The sequence below is a fragment of the Cognatundibacterium rivi genome, assembly GCF_018139565.1.
In the GTDB taxonomy this organism is placed as follows: domain Bacteria; phylum Pseudomonadota; class Gammaproteobacteria; order Burkholderiales; family Burkholderiaceae_D; genus Undibacterium; species Undibacterium rivi.
In genome coordinates this window covers 219,008-238,759 of record NZ_JAGSPK010000002.1, presented here as the reverse complement: position 1 = coordinate 238,759, position 19,752 = coordinate 219,008, and the positions used below count along the sequence as shown (strand labels likewise).

Annotated in this window: 20 protein-coding genes; 9 read left to right on the top strand and 11 right to left on the bottom strand. The window is 47.6% G+C overall.

What is annotated here, in order from left to right:
* Nucleotides 1-37 precede the first annotated feature (37 nt).
* The 9 genes from KDM87_RS05435 to KDM87_RS05395 all read right to left on the bottom strand — a co-directional run bounded on the left by KDM87_RS05435 (nucleotide 38) and on the right by KDM87_RS05395 (nucleotide 8,827).
* The gene (locus KDM87_RS05435) at nucleotides 38-652 is read right to left on the bottom strand and encodes a Crp/Fnr family transcriptional regulator (protein ID WP_212678137.1); all 615 of its coding nucleotides are present in this window, start codon (nucleotides 650-652) and stop codon (nucleotides 38-40) included.
* Nucleotides 653-692: 40 nt separating this feature from the next.
* On the bottom strand, nucleotides 693-806 hold the full coding sequence (gene cydX, locus KDM87_RS05430) for a cytochrome bd-I oxidase subunit CydX (RefSeq protein ID WP_212678136.1): 114 nt from the start codon (nucleotides 804-806) through the stop codon (nucleotides 693-695).
* A gap of 22 nt (nucleotides 807-828) precedes the next feature.
* Nucleotides 829-1,965 carry a cytochrome d ubiquinol oxidase subunit II gene (gene cydB, locus KDM87_RS05425; protein ID WP_212678135.1) on the bottom strand — a complete coding sequence of 379 codons (1,137 nt, stop codon included), beginning with the start codon at nucleotides 1,963-1,965 and terminating at the stop codon, nucleotides 829-831.
* A 1-nt stretch (nucleotide 1,966) separates the two neighbouring features.
* Complete coding sequence (locus KDM87_RS05420) at nucleotides 1,967-3,586, bottom strand: cytochrome ubiquinol oxidase subunit I (protein WP_212678134.1); 1,620 nt, start codon at nucleotides 3,584-3,586, stop codon at nucleotides 1,967-1,969.
* Nucleotides 3,583-3,858, bottom strand: a complete 276-nt coding sequence (cydP, locus tag KDM87_RS05415; protein WP_212678133.1) for a cytochrome oxidase putative small subunit CydP — start codon at nucleotides 3,856-3,858, stop codon at nucleotides 3,583-3,585. Before cydP ends, KDM87_RS05420 begins: the two co-directional genes overlap by 4 nt.
* Before the next feature lie 181 nt (nucleotides 3,859-4,039).
* On the bottom strand, nucleotides 4,040-4,462 hold the full coding sequence (locus KDM87_RS05410) for a DUF2946 domain-containing protein (RefSeq protein ID WP_212678132.1): 423 nt from the start codon (nucleotides 4,460-4,462) through the stop codon (nucleotides 4,040-4,042).
* Between the two features lie 99 nt (nucleotides 4,463-4,561).
* Nucleotides 4,562-5,929 (bottom strand): PepSY-associated TM helix domain-containing protein, encoded by a 1,368-nt coding sequence (locus KDM87_RS05405; RefSeq protein WP_212678131.1) that lies wholly within the window; start codon nucleotides 5,927-5,929, stop codon nucleotides 4,562-4,564.
* A gap of 84 nt (nucleotides 5,930-6,013) precedes the next feature.
* A complete protein-coding gene (locus KDM87_RS05400) occupies nucleotides 6,014-7,945 on the bottom strand; it encodes a TonB-dependent receptor (protein WP_230407606.1) in 1,932 nt (643 codons plus the stop codon).
* A gap of 480 nt (nucleotides 7,946-8,425) precedes the next feature.
* A complete protein-coding gene (locus tag KDM87_RS05395; RefSeq protein ID WP_190477939.1) occupies nucleotides 8,426-8,827 on the bottom strand; it encodes a DUF2946 domain-containing protein in 402 nt (133 codons plus the stop codon).
* Between the two features lie 208 nt (nucleotides 8,828-9,035).
* Between KDM87_RS05395 and KDM87_RS05390 the strand changes: the two genes are divergently transcribed.
* From KDM87_RS05390 to KDM87_RS05350, 9 genes are all read left to right on the top strand, one after another.
* Nucleotides 9,036-9,704, top strand: a complete 669-nt coding sequence (locus KDM87_RS05390) for a response regulator transcription factor (protein WP_186885426.1) — start codon at nucleotides 9,036-9,038, stop codon at nucleotides 9,702-9,704.
* 5 nt (nucleotides 9,705-9,709) lie between these two features.
* Nucleotides 9,710-11,098, top strand: coding sequence for a sensor histidine kinase (locus KDM87_RS05385; RefSeq protein ID WP_186897319.1), 1,389 nt, complete (start codon nucleotides 9,710-9,712; stop codon nucleotides 11,096-11,098).
* 120 nt (nucleotides 11,099-11,218) lie between these two features.
* A complete protein-coding gene (locus tag KDM87_RS05380; RefSeq protein WP_212678129.1) occupies nucleotides 11,219-12,589 on the top strand; it encodes a TolC family protein in 1,371 nt (456 codons plus the stop codon).
* Between the two features lie 11 nt (nucleotides 12,590-12,600).
* The gene (locus tag KDM87_RS05375) at nucleotides 12,601-13,764 is read left to right on the top strand and encodes an efflux RND transporter periplasmic adaptor subunit (RefSeq protein WP_212678128.1); all 1,164 of its coding nucleotides are present in this window, start codon (nucleotides 12,601-12,603) and stop codon (nucleotides 13,762-13,764) included.
* Nucleotides 13,754-16,840: an efflux RND transporter permease subunit gene (locus KDM87_RS05370; RefSeq protein ID WP_212678127.1), complete on the top strand. Its 3,087-nt coding sequence runs from the start codon at nucleotides 13,754-13,756 to the stop codon at nucleotides 16,838-16,840. Before KDM87_RS05375 ends, KDM87_RS05370 begins: the two co-directional genes overlap by 11 nt.
* A gap of 5 nt (nucleotides 16,841-16,845) precedes the next feature.
* Nucleotides 16,846-17,361 carry a hypothetical protein gene (locus tag KDM87_RS05365; RefSeq protein WP_212678126.1) on the top strand — a complete coding sequence of 172 codons (516 nt, stop codon included), beginning with the start codon at nucleotides 16,846-16,848 and terminating at the stop codon, nucleotides 17,359-17,361.
* The gene (locus KDM87_RS05360; protein ID WP_212678125.1) at nucleotides 17,354-17,719 is read left to right on the top strand and encodes a hypothetical protein; all 366 of its coding nucleotides are present in this window, start codon (nucleotides 17,354-17,356) and stop codon (nucleotides 17,717-17,719) included. Before KDM87_RS05365 ends, KDM87_RS05360 begins: the two co-directional genes overlap by 8 nt.
* Nucleotides 17,720-17,797: 78 nt before the next feature.
* The gene (locus tag KDM87_RS05355) at nucleotides 17,798-18,148 is read left to right on the top strand and encodes a TrbG/VirB9 family P-type conjugative transfer protein (RefSeq protein ID WP_212678124.1); all 351 of its coding nucleotides are present in this window, start codon (nucleotides 17,798-17,800) and stop codon (nucleotides 18,146-18,148) included.
* 190 nt (nucleotides 18,149-18,338) lie between these two features.
* Nucleotides 18,339-18,650, top strand: a complete 312-nt coding sequence (locus KDM87_RS05350; protein ID WP_186885434.1) for a high-potential iron-sulfur protein — start codon at nucleotides 18,339-18,341, stop codon at nucleotides 18,648-18,650.
* A gap of 123 nt (nucleotides 18,651-18,773) precedes the next feature.
* Here the strand turns inward: KDM87_RS05350 and KDM87_RS05345 are convergent, their stop codons facing one another.
* Nucleotides 18,774-19,415, bottom strand: coding sequence for a class I SAM-dependent methyltransferase (locus KDM87_RS05345; RefSeq protein WP_212678123.1), 642 nt, complete (start codon nucleotides 19,413-19,415; stop codon nucleotides 18,774-18,776).
* Nucleotides 19,416-19,421: 6 nt separating this feature from the next.
* Entirely contained in the window at nucleotides 19,422-19,751 is a 330-nt protein-coding gene (locus KDM87_RS05340; protein WP_212678122.1) for a rhodanese-like domain-containing protein, read from the bottom strand.
* Nucleotide 19,752: the final 1 nt, after the last annotated feature.

Below are 19,752 nucleotides of genomic sequence, written 5' to 3'. Positions count from 1 at the left end.
CTTTACAGACCAGGCTCAGTAGCGTTATAAATGGCTCTTAATGCGACAGCGCAAGCTCCCCTGCCATGCGACGAAGACGATGCGCGGATCCGGCTCGTTTCATTTGCTTGCGACTCTCATTGTTCAGAGCATTCGCCTCGCGTAAGCTGGTCAGAACCCGGCAAACTGTTTCGCGGGTTGAATGCACAATCTCCGCCATATTCCCCAAACTGGGCAACGTATCCGAGGTAAATTCGCTGAACACCTGAGCGGTATCCGGCTTGAGCATATGCAGCAAGCGTTTGACACGTTCATCCACCGTACCGGTTCTCAGGCTGACAACCTGACGGCAGCGAATATGATTAGTCGCAATCGTTTTCATCAGTAAGGCCGTCATTGCCTTATCATCAGCCACATCGACCGGCTGCAATTTCACCGGCGTAATTGCCCTGACTTGCAATGTTTCGCTCAACCCTGAAAAACACTCGACACCGAGCAAATCACCGGGTAACGCCAAGCGTACAAAACTGATTTTGCTTTCGTCTGACTCATCCACACTATTGATACGTACCGTGCCAGACTCTATACGCCACAAGGCGCTTAACTCGTTCATTGTTAAGACCTGACGCGGCAGCAAATACCGCTCAGATCTGTTCATTACGCTGGATTGCATAAGATCTCCGTAAAATTAACAAAGGATGTATTTGCTCGAATTATTTATCGTCGTCTTTGTAATTCGTGGCGCTTTGCGCCTCGAACCACAAAGCATTAACAACTGCCAGCAATACCGCCATCGACGTGCCCAACATCCAACTGAAATACCACATAATGATTCCTTTCTGAGTGCGCTTAATACAGCGATTTACTATTCGCCTGAATATTGGCGACCGTGACTTTTCCTCGCATGATGCGGTAGGCCCAGCTGGTGTAACCGACGACGATTGGCGTCATCACCAGGGCAACCCAAAACATAATGTTCAGTGTGCGCTGACTGGAGACACAATCCCAAACCGTCAGACTATGATCAGGATGCGAGCTGGATGGCAGGACAAATGGAAAAATCGCGGAGCCAGCCATCAGAATAATGCCCGCACAAGCAATGCCACTGCCGATAAAGGCGATGCCACCACGGCGCGCCAGCGTTGCGATCAATCCAAGTGCAATTCCCGCATACGCAAGGCCAACCAGCAAAAAAATCAGCGGATAACGTTCATAGTTACTCCACCATGCGCCAGCCTGATGCACCACCGTTTTTGTCAGCGGTGAAATACCTGCGCCAACGAGTATGTCTGAGGTAATCCGATACCCTTCCATCCCGGAAACCATGACACCTGCCACCGTCAACACCAACGCCAGCACTAAGCCGCTGACCATACTGACACTGCGGGCGCGCTGTGCTATCTGTTGTTCGGTGCGTAATTGCAGATAGTTCGCGCCATGAAATATGAGCAGCGTCAGACTGGAAACGCCGCACAGTAATGTGAATGGCGTGAACAATGCCCAGAAACTACCGGTATAAACGGGAAGCATATTGTCTTCAAAGTGAAAAGGAACACCTTTAATGACGTTCCCAATCGCTACCCCAAATACCAGCGAAGGCACTGCACCACCAACAAACAAGCCCCAGTCCCAGGCGGTGCGCCATCGTGGATCAGCCACCTTGCTGCGATAGTCGAAACCAACTGGACGAAAAAACATGGCCCATAACACAGCCATCAGGGCAAAATAAAATCCGGAAAATGCGGTTGCATAAACCAGTGGCCATGCGGCAAAGATCGCGCCGCCAGCGGTAATAAACCAGACCTGATTACCATCCCAATGTGGACCTACCGTATTGATAATGACGCGGCGTTCATCATCATTACGACCAATGAAAGGCAGCAGTGTGCCAACGCCCATGTCGTGTCCGTCCATAATGGCAAAACCGATCAACAGGACGCACACCAGCAACCACCAGATCAATTTCAGTAATGTGTAGTCAAGCATGTCAGACCCCTTTTGAAGACAAAGCCGCCGCATAGACGGGCGCATTCACACCAGTGAGACTGGCGTCAGGATTGGCTAATTCCAGAGCATATTTCCCGGTACCGAGACTTGAAGGACCAAGGCGCACATATTTCAGCATCAGATACACCTCGGCGATCAGCAGCAGGGTGTAAAACAGCAAGAAGCCGCCAAGTGAAAACAACACATCGTTTCCACTTAATGCCGAGGTCGACAAATGCGTCGGCAACATCCCCTGTACTGTCCACGGCTGGCGCCCGTACTCAGCAACAAACCACCCCATTTCGCAGGCAATCCAAGGCAACGGCATACTCCATACGGCCCATTTCAACAACCACGGGCGTGACTCTATGCGATTGCGTGCCGCCGACCAGAAAGCCACCACAATCAGAGCCAGCATGGCAAAAGCGACAGCAACCATAATGCGGAAAGTCCAGAACATCGGCGTCACTTTAGGAAAAGCATCGCGCAAGGCCAGGGCTTTCATGTCCGGAGTTGCCAGACGTACGTCAGAGATATATTTTTTCAACAATAAGCCATAACCCAGATCTGCCTGCACCGTTTTAAAGTAAGCCAACTTCTCAGCATTTTTGGGATCTTTGCGCAAAGTCTCCAACGCGGTAACAGCGACGATGCCACGCTCGATGCGACTCGCAATCTTCACCTCCAAGGCATCAATACCGGGAATGACCTTGTCGACGCTGCGAGTGCCTATCAGCCCCAGAACATAGGGTATGCGTATCTCTGCATGGTTGGTTTTATTGACTTCATCAGGGATCGCAAACAGCGTCAGACCCGCTGGGGCGGCTTCCGTTTTCCACATACCCTCCATCGCTGCCATTTTTGTTTCCTGTGTTTCGGCAGCGGTGTACCCGGACTCATCCCCCAGCACAATGACGGATAAGACCGATGCCAGACCAAAGGCCGCAGCGATGCGAAACGAACGCAAGGCGAATCCGGTATCTCTTTTTTTCAGCAAATACCAACTGCTGACGGACAAAACGAAGATCGAACCTGTGACATAACCGGCGCTGATGGTATGCACAAATTTTGCCTGCGCTACGGGATTAAAAATCACGTCAGTAAAACTGCTTAATTCCATGCGTAAGGTCACAGGATTAAATTCAGCACCGACGGGATTCTGCATCCAGCCATTCGCAATCAATATCAGTAATGCAGACAAATTGGAGCCGATCGCCGTCAGATAAGTCACGCTGAGATGGCCAACCTTACTCAATCTGTCCCAACCAAAAAAGAACAGTCCGACGAAGGTAGATTCCAGAAAGAAAGCCAGCAAACCTTCTATTGCCAACGGTGCACCAAAAATATCACCGACGTAATGCGAGTAATACGCCCAATTGGTGCCGAATTGAAATTCCATCGTCAACCCGGTGGTCACGCCAAGCGCGAAATTAATGCCAAATAATTTCCCCCAGAATTTGGTCATATCACGATAAATTGTTTTGCCCGTCATGACATAAACGGTCTCCATAATTGCCAGTAACAGGGACAAACCCAGTGTCAGGGGAACAAATAAAAAATGGTATAAGGCGGTCGCCGCGAACTGTAGCCGCGACAAATCCACCAAAGATTCTGAAATCATTGCTTTTCCTTTGCATCTGTTTCATTTCCACTGAGATCGCCTGTGCTGCTTTGCTGATCTTTTGTTGCTGGCAGCATGCGTTCTTCCATGCCGTGCGCCGCTGCGTCTGCAGGTAAACGTTGCGGGAAAAATGCAGCTTTGATTGAAAAGAGCAGTACCAGCTTTAACAGCAACACCAGGATAATTTCCCGCTTTAGTTTGAATTGCGGCGAGCGATGCGGAGCCTCAGGGATATCAGTCGCTGATACCCCTGCTACATTTTGCACAGACATAAGCTATCTCCGGAAATGAGATAAAAATCGGAAGTAAACTGCCAGCGCGGATCACGACATGCACCAATATTGAGAGCGACTACGTCATGAGCGCATCTGAGAGCATTACTTCTGTCTGAAGAGGACGGTGCTGCGCCAGCACATCAGAAAATGATGTGGCAACACACAACGTCATCTGAAATCAGAGAGAGACCGGAGGCGCGCGAACGGAAGGTACCAGCCATGCAATTTTTTTTGCAACAGCCAGCGTTTGAAAAGAGAAAAACTGACTTTCACTGATCGTGACAGAGAAAGTAAATTCAGGAACAGGAGGTAAAGCGAATGAGGCTGCATTCGTCAGACAATAAGCACAATGCTCGAAATGCATAGTCTCAGAGACATTGGCGGGCTTGACATTCGTTTTTTCGAGTACGGCCCCGGCAGGGGAAAACAAAACCCAGCTCAATCCATTCGTAGAACAGATTTCTTTCCATTCACCCGCTTGAATAGTGCTTTTGGCAGAAGAATGATTGATAGCCTGCGAAGCCAGCGGCATCAGGGAATTCAACAGAATCGCCAAAATGGCGATCCAGCTAAAACCCTTAGTGCGTCGACGATTTCGCATAACAAATGAAATAAAAAGTAAGTCCACAGGATAGTGTACGCGCTCAAATGAAGGATTATTTGATCTGGCGCATACAGTCATTCAGCAAATCAGAAGAAATCAATCTGCGCTATTACGTCGGATAACGAATACGTAATCCAGCACCAACATCAGCAACATAGAAATCCCGACCAGAGGGAAGATGATGCCACCCACCATCAGCAATATAAAAACGACTTTTAACGCGTGACGATTGGCAGGCAACGGCGGAATTCCTATCATTCCTGTGGGACGCCGCTTCCACCACATAACAGCAGACGAAATACAGATCAGCACAATTGCGCAACAAACCGCCAGCATCAGCAGTTGATTCGCCAGACCAAATTCCTGCCCCAGATGAACATTGATGCCCCACTCCAGCCCTTTACCAATCGGGCCATAATCGGCAAAACTCATATCAAGTAACACCTGCCCTGAAAACTGGTCAAGATGAACGACTCTTTGCTTTGTCAGATCATTCGGATAGACAGCCCCGGTAAATACCCCGGTCGCGGTGACAGGCAAATTGATCGCATAGGTTTTCGCAAGACCCAGTTGATCAAAAATAGAAACCGCTTTATCCAGGCTGATCTGCATAGGCATCGCTGCATCGCTGGCAGCATGAACATGCATAGCAGACACAGGCGTTTTCGCCTGCTCCAGTGACCAGGCAACAGGGGCAACATGATTGATATGTTCATCCGACATGGGTACGCTGACGCGTACACCAGCAGGATATCCAAAGTTGCTGCCATTCGCCCACTGATTCACTTTATCGCCCCACACTATCGACCACGGCATGCCAGTTACGGCGAGGAATAGAATCAATACCCCGGCGACGATTCCGGTAACGGCATGCACATCACGCCAGAACACGCGCTGAGACGACACACCACGAACCTTGAGTACGCCTTCCAATGATAATGTTTTTTGCCGCGGCCACCATAAATAGGTACCAGTGATCACCAGCAAAATGCACCATCCTGCGGCCACTTCAATCATGCCATTCGCGATGGGACCAAAATACGCCAGACTGTGCAGTCGCCGTATTGTCCACGACACGGTGCCCCGATTCGGCATACTCCCCAACACCGTGCCGCGATAAGGATCAACATAGATCGCCATCACATCACCACCAGCACCTTTGATATCCACCTCAGCAGAGCCAGATTTACTCGCAGGAGGAACATAGCGCAAGGCCTTGCCGGGATAGACCGCTAACGCTGCCTGCACAATACTGTTATGTGAATGCGGCGATCCGCTCATCGCTGTAACGGTCTTGATATCGCGATAAATATAATCATCAATCTCGTTGTGGAATAAATAGATCGCTCCCGTTACTGCCAATATCAGCATGAACGGCAGCACCAGTAAGCCTGCATAAAAATGCCAACGCCATGCCGCCCGGTAAACATCGACAGATCGCGTTGTAGAAAAAAAAGTACTCATGCGGTATCTATTAAAATGAGTTAGCGGCCATCAGGTCTGCCTGATCACCGCATAGAAAAACAATAATCAGGCAGACCATTTCACTTAAAACTTCATATTGGCAGAAAGATAGAACGCCCGGCCATCACCAGGAGAATGACGCGTCTGATCGTTAATCCACACATATTCGTAGTAACGATTAGCCAGATTTTTCACCTGGAATTCCAGTTCCACCGATGGAGTGAATTTATATTTAGCACCGACATTAAACAACGCGTAAGCACCATATTTACTGCCGGTGTTCGCGGTGGTCAGATAATAGTCGCCCTGCCCGTTACCTGATACTGATAACTGCAATGCCGGCGTGACCTGAACATCATAGCCAGCGGAAAATATATATCCGGGTACGTGGTCAATTTCCTTACCCGCTGTGATCGGTGCAGTTGGGTCTGGCACGACAATTTTTGAACGTTGGCGTGAATAGGAAATCCATGCGCTGCTATATTGGTCAGGACGGATATTGACCTGCAGGTCTATACCGCTGCGCCTGGTACTGCCGACGTTTTCAGAATCGCCGGAGGGATCATTCAAACGGCGTTTTACTTCATCCGATGCACTTTGTTCCCACACAGAAAAGCGACCATTTATCCAGCTGGCTGGTGCTAGTTTGACACCTGTTTCCCAACCATCATTAATCGACGGCCGCAGATCATTTTTGTTCGATTTGTACGCTGCAGCGCCCGCTCCAATCTGGAATGTTCGCCCCCAATTGCCATATACGCTGGTTGACTTTAATGGCGAGTACACGACGCTCAGTTTGGGCTGACCGATCACCCCATAATCCTGAATACCGTAGTGCACATTTTTGGATACGTCAGTAAAACTGCCATCAAATTTATCCACGCGATACGCAGGAATAATTTTTAAGGTATCCGTTGCCTGAATGGCGGCCTGAATATATGCCCCGTAATTATTCAGCGTAAATTTTTGATCTCGGGTCGTCGTCACCCTTACCTTGTTCGACGTACTGTAACGCGGACTTTTATCATCCTGATGTTCGGCATTGACGCCCGCCTCAATCGCCAGATCTTTCAACCAATCTGTTAATGCAAGACTTGGGCGATACGTCACAGAATTCAGAATACCGACATGCGTTTCATCGATAACACGTTCCTGTTGCGATGTTGTACTGGAATAGCGTAACCAGCGCTGATCTTTTATCTGATTCAGATACACCTTTGTCGCTAGCGATGTTTTATCTGTAGGATCAGCATCAATATGCACACTTAATTGATTCATCTGACGATTACCACCTTCCGACTGGGCATAAGGATACGACATCGTCGGACGAGTATAAGCATCTGCTGCCGTCAGGTAGCCGGCTTCATCTCCATTACTTTCTGTATGACGCGCAATGATGCCAAATCGCATACGAGCATCATCAGTGGTGTAAAACCATTTGCCACCCACGGTGGATTTTTCAAAGGTCGCGTTATCACGATATCCGGCTGATTTCAGATAACCGGCAAAATAATTCTGCGACCAGTTATTGCTTTCCCATCCTTTTGCGAGCTGAACCTCTTTTGTATCAAAGCTGCCGTAAGTCACCCGCGCATCGTTGTAGTTGCCACCGCTACGAGTAACGATGTTCGCATTTCCGGCGATATTGTGCAGTCCATAACGTGGATCATTCGTTCCACGTACGACCTCAATCGATCTGATTTCTAATGGGAATAACATGTCCAGCAGTTGCATGCCGCCGCCATTATCATTACTCGGCACACCATCGATCAGCAGCTTGACCGCGTTCACTTCACCTTCACCATTGAAGCCACGGAAAGACAGCTTACCTGATTCACTCCCTTGCCTGAACTGGGTCATCATCACACCAGGTGCTTTGCTGAAGAGCTCCCACGTATTCACTACCTGCTGGGTCTGTATCAGATCGGAACCAAGAATATCGACGGAACTGAGGACACTTTTTGCCGCTATCGGGCCATTTTTTTGGCCGCTGATTTCGACTTTACCAATTTCCATTGCTGAATCATTGAGCCCGCCGCCACTATTGGCGACAGTTTCTGCTGAGGCGGAGTTAATACCGACAGGAGCAAATAAACTTGCAATAACAAGCGCACAAGTTCTTAAAACAGGAAGGGAAAATCGCTCTGAATGAGCTTGATGAATTACACGGTTAGCAGATGATGTACAGAAAAACATAAAGATCCTTGGTCACAATAGTGCTCACCCGTTGACCTGAAAAAGTAAGACGGGTTTTAACTTACGAATACAGCAGATGTTGCCCGCTTCAGCGCAAATAAATTCGGCTGTCTGTCGTAAATTGCGTATCAGGTAGAAAGATGTACGCCGGGATGCATTCAGCATCACAATCAGCAGCGTACAAACAATGCTGAGGTGTCATGGCGACATGAATGAATGTGCAAACGGATCGAAACAGAATGATATCTGCTCGAATCACAAAAAATTCAATAATAGTCGCGAAGACAATCAGCCAATCAATCAGCCGATAGCAGGAGGAGCGCGCGGATGCGCATGCAACCAGGAAAATAATAGCTTAGGGGAATGGTAAAACAGGAAAGGCAGCAAGGCGTGACCAACAGGCACCATCCACCGCACAGACAGATCAACCGGCAACGCAAATGTTCCGGCATGCGTCGCACAAAATGAACATTGTTTAAACTGGTGATGCGTAGTATCGGGAGAAGACTTACTGAGCAGAACTTGCTCGGCCGGAAGAAATTTTGTTCCGGCAGCAGAGCATATTTCTACCATCTCTTGTGGAGAGATCATTTTCGAAACGGCATAATCCAATGACGGTAGCAGCGCATTCAAAAAGATCGCAATACATGCGATCCAGATGCTCTTTTCATACCAGTGTCGATTGATTATTCCAAGTTTCATGTCAGTATTATAATTCAACATAACGCATTTTATAACTCAGCTTATCACTCAGTTCATCGTCCGCGCGACAAAACAATACTACGACGATGCTGCGCTTCCATCTTCGTAGCATGATGCGTATTTAAGAGCGTCTCTGTGTCAACGCTCATGCAATAATGTCCCGAAACAGTAAGCGTCCTCAATCGCCAATCATTCTTCCTTTTCATTTATGCATATTCTTTTAGTCGAAGACGATCCGGTGCTGGCAGAAGGCATCTCTCAGATGTTGCGCGAGCATGGCATGTTGGTGGATGTCGCCCGCAATGGTAAAGACGCCTGTTTTATCTCTCAGGAACAAAAAATTTCGGTCATGATTTTGGATATCGGCTTGCCAGATATGGATGGTTTTGATGTACTACATCACATACGGAAAATTCAGCGGAATAATTTTCCCGTCCTGATGTTAACTGCAAGAGATGCGATCCTGGATCGCGTCAAAGGCTTTGAAATGGGAGCAGATGATTATCTCGTCAAACCTTTTTCGACGTTGGAATTAGTCGCACGTTTAAAGGCCTTGGTCCGACGATCATCCCCTGCTTCGGTCGGAATCAGGCTTGGTCTGCTTCATCTTGACTCACAAACGAAGCGGGCTGCAGTTGATGGTCAGGTCATCGATTTATCTGCACGTGAATGGACAATACTTGAATATCTGCTTAAAAATGAAAACCGTGTCGTGTCCAAACAGCAGATCATCGATGCCATCTTGCTGCACGACGGAGATATTTCGCTCAACGCAATTGAAGTCTATGTCTCACGGATACGCTTAAAGCTCAACAACGCTAAGGTGATGATCCGCACAATTCGTGGCTTTGGCTATATGCTGGAAGAGGAAAAGTGAAACTGATGAGTTCCGGACAGCCAAGCATTCGTCGCAGTCTATTAGGATGGTTAATCATTCCCCTTTTATTAGTGAATTTCATCGGCGGCGGTCTTGTGTACTGGCTTGCATGGGAGCCGGCTCAACTTGCGTTTGACCAAAGTCTGGCTGATACATGCTGGGCACTGGCGACCCGGTTAAATAAAACAGAAGCTGGCATCAGCGTAGATCTGCCCTCTTCTGTAGAGCAGGTACTAAGGGTTGATCATATCAACACCATCTATTTTGCGATCCGCAATCAAAAAAATCAGACGCTGGCTGGCGATTCCGACTTTCCGACTCTGGCTCAGCCGGAGAATCTCGACGAACCTCATTTTTCAAACGGCAAAATGCGTGGAGAAGAGATCCGTATCATTAATATTAAATTTTCAGCCGGCGATCAGGATGTCGTCATTTATGCTGGCGAAACGCTAAAAAAGCGTAATGCGATCCGTACCAGAATATTGACAGCGTTAATATTTATCGAAGGAGCTTTAACCTTTTTACTTCTGGGCGTGGTGTGGATCGCGGTAACAAAAGGTTTGTTACCGCTGAAGAAAATACAGGCGGATCTGAATCAACGCGATTTTGATGCGTTGTCAGCGATCCCGGTTGAAGAGAACGCGCTGGAACTTGGTGCTGTGGTAACGGCCATTAACCGTTTGCTCAAAAAAATAGAAATCGGGTCCAATGCCCAACAAGAGTTTCTGGCCAATATTGCGCATCAGTTACGCACGCCTTTAGCTGGATTAAAAGCGCAAATCGAATGGCTACAGGACAAATATGCGAGCGAGACAACAACAGCCAGATCCATCTCGTTAATGATGATTTCAACCGAACGGATGATACGGCAAACAAATCAGTTGCTTTCACTCGCAAGAGCAGAACCAAGTAAATTTGAACGAAAACGACTAGAGCCCGTATCGCTCGATATGATCGTGACTGATTGCATTCCTCATTTTCTGGGCACGGCTGATAAAAAAAATATCGACTTAGGTTTTGAGCTTGCTCCGACGCGTATTTCCGGCGATGCTTTCTTACTGCGCGATCTGATAGAAAATCTGATCGATAACGCGATCAGTTATACCCCAGAGGGTGGGGTCGTCACGGTCAACACCTTTACCGAAGGCGAACAAGTAATTTTTTCCGTTGAAGATAACGGCCCGGGCATACCTGAGGCAGAGAGAGAATTGATTTTTCACCGTCACTATCGCATCTACGAAGGAACAGGTGAACGTGTCAAAGGGAATGGTATCGGACTGGCAATCGTTGCCGACATTGTCAAAGATCATAATGCGCAAATCACGATCAGTGACGCCGAAGCAGGAGGCACCATTTTTTCGGTTCACTTTCCGGCAATTCGCGATAATGAATGACGGTTAAAGAATAACGTTTATATTTTTAGTTGTCAGGATTTTGTCAGCTTACTGTCATGTTTTTGACAGTTTGCATTTGCATAATGGGGCAACGTATTACTCCCATCATGCAGGATAAAAATGACTAAACCTTGCCCTACACTGGCAAAGTTTAATTGGGTCGTCAGGATAGCCATTGCCGCAGCATGTAGCTCAGCAATACATAGCTATGCTCAGTCACTCATTGAACCAGTTCAGTACCAATCAAACAAGGCACATAACAATATCGACATTTCCGGAAACATTCCGGAAGCGGCCTTATCGCCACTCAGTCTGGAACGTGCAATTCAGTTAGCGCGTCAATACAACCATGATTTGAAGCTTGGAAAAACCAATGTCGCCAATGCAGAGGCGGCAACGACAATCGCTGGCGCAGCCCCCAACCCAAATCTGACAATTCAAACCAGCGGGATCAATCCCAGACTAGGTATAGGTCCAGGTTCGCTGAAAAATAAAACCGTCGATAGCACCCTCAGAATTGATCAGCTTGTCGAACGCGGTGGCAAGCGTGAATTACGGCTTGAAGCTGCGACGCATCTTGAAAAGGCCAGTCGGCTGGACTTTAACGACACCGAGCGTCAATTAAAACAAATGATCGGTGCTGCTTATTTTGATCTGGCGGCAGCACAACACAAATTACGTATCAGTAAAGAAAATTCTGATTCTTATCAGGCGACCTTAAATGCGGCGGATAAGCGAAAAAAATCAGGGGATATTGCCGGTGCCGATGTTGCCCGGGTACGTGTGGATGCGTTGCGCGCAGAAAATGATCTGCTGCAGTCAGCCAGTGAACTTAAACGCGCTCAAAGTGCTCTGGCCTTACTCATAGGAATCAAAGCACCGTTCATGTCGCTACAGGTCATCGATGATTGGCACACTGAAGATGCGTTGCCAGCAAGCGTTCTGTCCGACGAATTAATTCAGAAACGCACGGACGTTGCGGCGGCGAAAGCCCGATTGGATGCTGCGCTGGCGGCACGTAAATTAGCCGTCGCAGCAAGGACACGCGATGTCACTGTTGGCCTTCAGTTCGAGCATTATCCAACCAACCCCGCCAATCAACTGGGTTCCGGCAATAGCTATGGCGTTTCTATACAAATCCCTTTGTTCAGCCGCTACGAATTTCAGGGAGAAATCCGCGCTGCGGAAGTCGCCGTCGATGCAGCGCAGGAAAATTTGGCAAAAACAATCGATGCCGCACGCAACGAATTGAGCCTCCAGTCTGAATCACTGCAAACATCAAAAACTCTGCTGGCGCGCTTTCAAAATGAATTACTTCCGGCGGCTCGTAAATCAGCAGAGGCAACTGAATTCGCTTTTAAAAATGGCGCAGTCCCCGTCATGGATGTATTGGATGCACGCCGCACTTACAGAGCAATCGAGTTAGACACGATCAACGCTAAAGCTGATCTGGCGAAAGCCAGCATGACACTGCGTATCAGTCTGGAATAATTGGAACACAAATGAAATTACGTCAAACCCCTGTTGTACTTATCGCGCTCATTTTTGCTGGTGTCGCTGTCATCTATTCTGCAAAACGGGTCACCGCGACGGAGAAAAAGACAGACGCTACGCAGACAGCAAAAGCGGAAATCGGAAAAATAAACTATCCGGCAAACGCACCGCAACTTGCTTCAATCAAATTAGCAACAATCAGCGAAGTCAGCTTACCCATCGCTGACACAATGAATGGCAAGCTCGCTTACGATGAAAATGTGACGAGCCGTGTCAGCTCGCCTGTTGCGGGACGCGTCATCCGCTCCTCCGTCGAGATTGGAGATTACGTTAAGAAAGATAGCCCGTTGCTGATACTGGACTCACCGGATATGGCAACGGCAGACGCCGACTTCGCAAAAGCGAAAGCAGATCAACAGCGTAAAAAATTAAATCTGGATCGGGCGCAAAAATTACTCGAGCAAGAAGTGATTGCGCGTAAGGATGTTGAGTCTGCCGAAGCGGATTATCTGCAGGCGGCAGCAGAAACAAAACGCGCCGGCTTGCGCATGCGTAACCTGAATGCACATGGTAGCGAAAATGGGCAATTCGTTCTGAAAGCCCCGATCAGCGGGCTGATCACAGATAAGCAAATTAACCCAGGCCTGGAAGTACGCCCAGATGCAGCGACACCGTTGTTGACGATCACAGATCTCAACAGATTGTGGGTGCTCGTTGATGTGCCGGAACGGTATATCAGCAATATCAAGAACGGACAAAAGATACAGCTGGAATTTGACGCCTATCCCGATCAGATTTTTGATGCACTTGTTGATCGTGTTGGTTTAGCGCTCGATCCGATGACACGGCGTATACAAATCCGGGGGATATTAAATAACAAAGACGGGAAACTCCGTCCGGAAATGTTTGCCCGCGTGTCATTTTTAGCTGATGGCGATAAGAAAGCGTTCCGTATACCGAATGCAGCACTGATCGTTGAAGGTTTGTATAACTATGTTTTCCTGGAGAAGCGCCCAGGTGAATTTCAAAAACAAAAAATCAATATTGTGCGCAAAGACCGTGACGTCAGTTACGCCGATGTGGCATCGAACGCTGAACTGAATAACAAACAACGCATCGTTGAAGAAGGCGCGCTGTTACTCAACGCCGAGGTTGCATCACATGCTCAATAAATTTGTTGATTTTGTTCTGACCCAGCGCGTTTTTGTTTTAGTTCTGACGGTCGCCTTAATTTTCTTCGGCTATCGCGCGATGAGCAATTTGCCGATTGAAGCGTTTCCAGATGTGCAGGATGTGCAAGTACAGATTGTTACGCAATTTCAAGGGCAGGCAGCCGAAGAAGTTGAACGTGCGGTGACGTTGCCGATAGAACGCGAAATGAGTGGTGTGCCCGGGCAGACACAGTTGCGCTCCGTTTCGATTACAGGATTGTCGGTGGTCACCATCACATTTAAAGATGGAACAGATGATTATTTCGCGCGCCAACAAGTGCTCGAAAGACTGCAAGGTGTCACACTGCCCACAGGCGTACAGGCAACAATCGCACCGCTGACGACAGCCGTCGGTGAAATTTACCGGTATGTACTGGAAGTTCCTAAGGATATGTCTGAAAACGATGCGCGCAGTTTGCAAGACTGGACGATACGTCCGGAATTACGCATTGTATCCGGCGTTGCCGATGTCGTCAGTTTTGGTGGGACGGTCAAAGAATATCAGGTGCAGGTCGATCCGAATGCCTTAAAACGTTATGGAGTCACACTCGATCAGGTCAGCCAGGCACTGACCAACAATAGCAGCAATGTCGGCGGCGGCACACTCCGCCGTGGCGATGAAGCACTGGTCGTCCGTGGCCAGGGTCTGTTTGAAAAGAAAGAAGATATCGGTCGCGTCATTATCAATGCAAAAAACGGAAAAACGGTTTTAGTGTCTGATGTGGCGAACGTAGAAATTACGCATCACCCACGCTCAGGAATCGTCTCGTATAACCAGGGCGACAGCTATGTACTGGGTATCGTACAGATGACCAAAGGCGGAAATGCAGCGAAAATCATTGAAGAATTAAAGAAAAAAATAGATCTGGTCAATGCCAAGTTACCGCGGGGCGTGAAAATACGCCCGATTTATGATCGCACGGATTTATTGCATCACACGATCATGACTGTCTTTGAGAATCTGGTCGTCGGTGCTGTGTTGGTTGTCGCAATCCTGATTGTATTTCTGCGCAACTGGCGCGCTGCATTAATTGTCGTCACGGTGATTCCCTTATCCCTGATGTGTGCCTTTATCATGCTTGATCTGCGAGGGATTCCAGCCAATCTGATCTCACTGGGCGCAGTTGATTTCGGCATCATTATCGACAGCGCTGTCGTATTGGTCGAAGCATTAATGGTGAGGCTGGCACTCAAACATAATGAAGAACATGGCAACCTGTTTCTATGGCGAAAACATGTTCTTAAAGATACCGTCGTTGAAATGGGCCATCCCATCCTGTTCGCCAAAGCCATCATTATTCTGGCGTTTATTCCCATTTTCACGTTTCAACGGGTAGAGGGAAAAATATTCTCACCAGTCGCGCTGACCTTAAGTTTTGCCATGCTCGGGGCCTTGATTCTGACGATCACCCTGATTCCTACTTTGTTGACTCTGACAATGAAAAAGCACAGTCTTGCTGAGCGCCATAGTCAGTGGATGGAAAATACGCAACAGTTTTACCGGGAATTGCTGCAGTCAGCGACAAAGAAAAAACGTGGCGTTATTTTTGTCTCGACATTGATTCTTATCCTTACATTGGGTCTCGCGCCCCAGTTGGGCAGCGAATTTCTTCCTAAACTGGATGAGGGAAATATCTGGCTGACCATCAGCCTGCCGCCATCCACTGCTTTAGAAAAAACCAAAGATATTGAGCGTCAGGTGCGTTCGATTTTACTCAGCTATCCGGAAGTGAAATCCGTTGTAGCTCACGTAGGCAGACCAGATGATGGCACAGACCCCAAAGGCCCGAACAACATGGAAATTCTGGCCGAGCTGAAACCGCACAGTGAATGGAAATTTAAAGACAAAGAAAGTCTGATCTCTAATATGACTGCAAAAATCGGCGTCTTACCTGGCGTTCCGACCAATTTCTCACAGGTCATTCAGGATAGTGTTGAAGAGTCTTTATCCGGCGTCAAAGGAGAAATCGCGATCAAAATCTTCGGTCCGGATCTGGATGTTCTGACGCAGAAAAGCGAACAGATTGCCAACATTTTACGCGGCATAGAAGGCGCGGCTGATGTCGATGCAGTCAAAATCGGTGGGCAAACTGAACTCAACATCGTGATCGATCGCGAAAAAATTGCGCGATTAGGTATTAATGTGGCCGACGTCAATAGCGCTATCCAGACTGCGCTCGCGGATTATCCTGTAAATACTTTTTTCGAAGGTGACAAGCGATTTGATATTACCGTTCGTTTGAAAGCAGCTTATCGCAACTCCATTGACAGCATAGGTGCGCTGCAAGTCAATTTACCGAACGGAGCCGGAACCATCGATCTGGCTGACATTGCCAGAATATTTCTGAAACAAGGTGCCGGTCGCATCAGCCGTGAAGCCGGTGGTCGTAATGCCTCTGTGAAAGCAAACTTACTGGGCAGAGATCAGGGTAGTTTTGTCGCCGAAGCACAAAAGAAAGTCAGTGAACAAGTGAATTTACCACCGGGTTATTTTATGACCTGGGGCGGTCAGTTTGAAAATCAACAGCGTGCAGTGAAGCGTCTGGCGATCATTGTTCCAGTGACTATTTTCCTGATTTTCGCCTTGCTATTCTGGGCATTCAGATCGATCAGAATGGCGTTACTTGTACTGGTCATGGTGCCATTTACTATGGTCGGTGGCATCGCCGGTCTCGCCGTCGAAGGTCTGCATTTTTCAGTATCTGCTGCGGTCGGCTTCATCGCCGTTGCAGGTATTTCTGTGCAAAACGGCGTCATCATGCTGGAACAAATTCTTGATTTCGAAAGAAAGAACGATATGAATTTCCCTAGCGCGATTGAAGGTGCTGTTGCCCGTTTGCGCCCCATTCTGATGACAGCCTTGATGGCAGGACTGGGATTATTGCCTGCCGCACTATCTCATGGAATCGGATCAGAAACACAGCGGCCATTTGCGGTAGTGATTGTGGGAGGAATTATTACTGCAACCATTTTCACTTTACTGCTGTTGCCGCTGAGCTATTCCCTCTTCAAAGATAAAGCACGGGAGGAAGAGTAAAGTAAATGAAGATATCTGCGCTCCATTCTTTCAGTGTTTTTATCTGCCTGTATTGTGCATCCATCTTGCCGGCACATAGCGCAAATAAAACCGCCCCGTGCAAGATATTCGGTTCGTGGCGCGAATGCATCTCGGCTCCTATGGCCGACGATGTCGACGAAAAGCTAGCCAAAGAACTGCATACACCGACAGCAGAAAAGGCAAAACTGTATCTCGTTCGCTCAGGATTTGTCGCTGCACAATTGCCTACCAGGGTCAGTCTGGATCAGAAACACATTGCAACTCTTGCTCCAGATACCTTCATCGCATTGGAAGTTTCACCTGGCATACATCAGTTAGGTTCTGCGACATTCGGCGGTAATCAGATAGAACGGGATTTCAAAGCCGGAGTAGCCTATTTTTACAAAGTGAATCTCGGCATTTACTTCAATCAAAGGAATGAACATATTTCAACGATAAGTCAATCCGAGACTCAACAGTTGTTAGCCCAGCTGCATCTGGTAAAAATCGATCATGAATAAATACATAAGCCGCCAACTATTCGTTTTCTTTTTCTGTATGGCTGGAATATTCAGCTCTGCACTTGCAACGGATATACATTGGGATCAAGGTGCACGTCGTGCCTGGGTACTGTCAATTATCAACACAAAATCTCCCGAAGACGCCATACTGCCATGTCTTGATTCTTTAACCGACGACGACATTAAAAATCGGCGCTTCGTTAAAGTTCATTATCGCCACATACGGAAATTCATCACGACGATCGTTGTAGTTCCTAAAGATACCGAGATTAAAGCAGGAGATGAAATTGAAATAATCCCGGAAAAATGTAGTGAAGGGAAAATTTCGGCATTTATTCAGATTCTTCAGGAAAAATAAAACGAGTTCAAATTTCATCTGCTTCGGCACGATGGATTAGAGTAGTAACATTCAAACGACGGATAGCGGAGTAAACAATTGAAGAAAATACTGAAAATTATTGCTTTGGCTTGCCTGCTGGCTTGTACTACGGCATGTCAGAAAGCAGTCAGAGAACATGAAAACTTCATCTACAAAATTGAAGGGAATACTAATAGCAATCTGTATCCTGTCGAAGTCAGTCAAGTCAACGAAGATATCTTGATAAAATTGAAAACTGCTACCGTGACACCAGAAATATTTTCCATTGATTCATCCGGCGCAGAATCAAAATTTAACTTTGATTCTGAAGGCAAGACATTAATTGTCCCAGCGAAATTCAGTCATATCGTTTTACGCCATACAGGTGAGCCTGCTGTCGGGATTTTTAAAGAAAAAGTTAAAAACTGATGACCTGAAATTGGCGTAAAGATTGGCTTGGCGGACACCATGTTTCAGATAAAAAGTTAAAAATGAACGCCTAAGAAAAACAAATTTCACTCTTTTATTGATACAACTCACATCTGACTTTGATAGGAAGCATAGACTTAGAAAAGTAGTTTCAATTTTATTTTCTATGAACCAGCCAAAGGACATTGCCATGACGTCACGTCGCCAATTCATTTTCAAAACTATCCCAGTCGTCGCCCTCACGATTTCAGCCAGCGGACTCACGCAGGCGCAAGCACAAAAAATCGCAGAAACGGATGCAGCGGCAACCGCATTGGGCTATAAAAACGATGCGACGAAAGTCGATGCTAAAAAATTCCCTGCCTATGCAGCAGGAAAAACCTGCTCTAACTGCATGCTGTATCAAGGTAAAGCAACTGACAGCTGGGGTGCCTGCGGCGCCATGGGTAACAAGCTGGTGAATGGCAAGGGCTGGTGCGCAGCCTGGGCGAAAAAAGCGTAAGTTCGTCTGAATTTGCAAGTTTCCGGCTTCTTCAGCGGAAACTTGCCAGAGCCACAGTGATAGTTTTCTGCGGTTCATTACTGGATTCTCTGCCTCAATCAACAACCGCTTAAACAGTCTGTTTTATTCAGGTTTATAAGCCAGCATACCAACCAAAGCCGATCTACCGGCATGTTGCGTTCCTTCCTTCAAGACTTCTTCGTAAAAACGCAATTCGCGAATATCCAGTGAAGAAAAAAAATCACGCAGTAATTCTTCTGTGTAAAGGTGAGCAATATCTTGAGGGCCGCCAGTTTTATACTCAAGCTGCGCTGGGCTGTACCCCTGAAGAATCAGAACACCACCCGGTTTCAGTGCGCGCATCATATTCGAAAACAGACGTGCTCTCATTTCCGGATCAGCGAACTGGATAAAAATCGCGACGACTGCATCGTACTGCGCTGGCGTCCAATTAAAGCGATCACAGTCAGCAACAACAAAATTCACGTCAACATTTCTCTGCTGAGCAAGCTTCCTCGCTTTATCCACTCCGACAGGCGAAATATCAAACGCCGTTGTGATTAAACCTTGCCCGGCAAGCCAGACGCTATTACGCCCTTCCCCATCTGCGACAACCAAAGCACGCATGCCGGGATGGAGCACATCTTGGCAGCGAATCAGGAAATAATTGGCTTCAGTTCCAAAAATATATTCATCACAAGAAAACCGTTTACTCCAGGTTTCCTCGGGATGACTGAATCGTGACGCGGTTATTGGTGCTGTCATGATGGATTACAAACGGCAAATTTGTTTTTGCAAACGAAGCGCCAGACTGCCAACCCCGCCGCCATTGGCGACATTGGTATATCCCATGTTCGTCAGAATATTTTTTGCGGATGCGGAACGGGCACCCGACTGGCAATAGACGATGATGGGTACATCCTTGTCTGGCACGACGCTGTGAATACGGTCACCAACCTCGCCCAATGGCAAAGAAACAGCACCAGCGATGTATCCAGATTGATATTCCCCCGATGAACGGACGTCGATCAATATCGCATGTGCCGGTAAGTCCTGTTCTGTACCGGCACATGCTCCGATTATTTTTCCTAACAAACTCATT

Excerpts from the sequence above, each read along its gene's own strand:
- KDM87_RS05435 (WP_212678137.1), bottom strand. The coding sequence starts at position 652 with ATGCAATCCAGCGTAATGAACAGATCTGAGCGGTATTTGCTGCCGCGT.
- cydX (WP_212678136.1), bottom strand. The coding sequence starts at position 806 with ATGTGGTATTTCAGTTGGATGTTGGGCACGTCGATGGCGGTATTGCTG.
- cydB (WP_212678135.1), bottom strand. The coding sequence starts at position 1,965 with ATGCTTGACTACACATTACTGAAATTGATCTGGTGGTTGCTGGTGTGC.
- KDM87_RS05420 (WP_212678134.1), bottom strand. The coding sequence starts at position 3,586 with ATGATTTCAGAATCTTTGGTGGATTTGTCGCGGCTACAGTTCGCGGCG.
- cydP (WP_212678133.1), bottom strand. The coding sequence starts at position 3,858 with ATGTCTGTGCAAAATGTAGCAGGGGTATCAGCGACTGATATCCCTGAG.
- KDM87_RS05410 (WP_212678132.1), bottom strand. The coding sequence starts at position 4,462 with ATGCGAAATCGTCGACGCACTAAGGGTTTTAGCTGGATCGCCATTTTG.
- KDM87_RS05405 (WP_212678131.1), bottom strand. The coding sequence starts at position 5,929 with ATGAGTACTTTTTTTTCTACAACGCGATCTGTCGATGTTTACCGGGCG.
- KDM87_RS05400 (WP_230407606.1), bottom strand. The coding sequence starts at position 7,945 with ATGGAAATTGGTAAAGTCGAAATCAGCGGCCAAAAAAATGGCCCGATA.
- KDM87_RS05395 (WP_190477939.1), bottom strand. The coding sequence starts at position 8,827 with ATGAAACTTGGAATAATCAATCGACACTGGTATGAAAAGAGCATCTGG.
- KDM87_RS05390 (WP_186885426.1), top strand. The coding sequence starts at position 9,036 with ATGCATATTCTTTTAGTCGAAGACGATCCGGTGCTGGCAGAAGGCATC.
- KDM87_RS05385 (WP_186897319.1), top strand. The coding sequence starts at position 9,710 with ATGAGTTCCGGACAGCCAAGCATTCGTCGCAGTCTATTAGGATGGTTA.
- KDM87_RS05380 (WP_212678129.1), top strand. The coding sequence starts at position 11,219 with ATGACTAAACCTTGCCCTACACTGGCAAAGTTTAATTGGGTCGTCAGG.
- KDM87_RS05375 (WP_212678128.1), top strand. The coding sequence starts at position 12,601 with ATGAAATTACGTCAAACCCCTGTTGTACTTATCGCGCTCATTTTTGCT.
- KDM87_RS05370 (WP_212678127.1), top strand. The coding sequence starts at position 13,754 with ATGCTCAATAAATTTGTTGATTTTGTTCTGACCCAGCGCGTTTTTGTT.
- KDM87_RS05365 (WP_212678126.1), top strand. The coding sequence starts at position 16,846 with ATGAAGATATCTGCGCTCCATTCTTTCAGTGTTTTTATCTGCCTGTAT.
- KDM87_RS05360 (WP_212678125.1), top strand. The coding sequence starts at position 17,354 with ATGAATAAATACATAAGCCGCCAACTATTCGTTTTCTTTTTCTGTATG.
- KDM87_RS05350 (WP_186885434.1), top strand. The coding sequence starts at position 18,339 with ATGACGTCACGTCGCCAATTCATTTTCAAAACTATCCCAGTCGTCGCC.
- KDM87_RS05345 (WP_212678123.1), bottom strand. The coding sequence starts at position 19,415 with ATGACAGCACCAATAACCGCGTCACGATTCAGTCATCCCGAGGAAACC.
- KDM87_RS05340 (WP_212678122.1), bottom strand. The coding sequence starts at position 19,751 with ATGAGTTTGTTAGGAAAAATAATCGGAGCATGTGCCGGTACAGAACAG.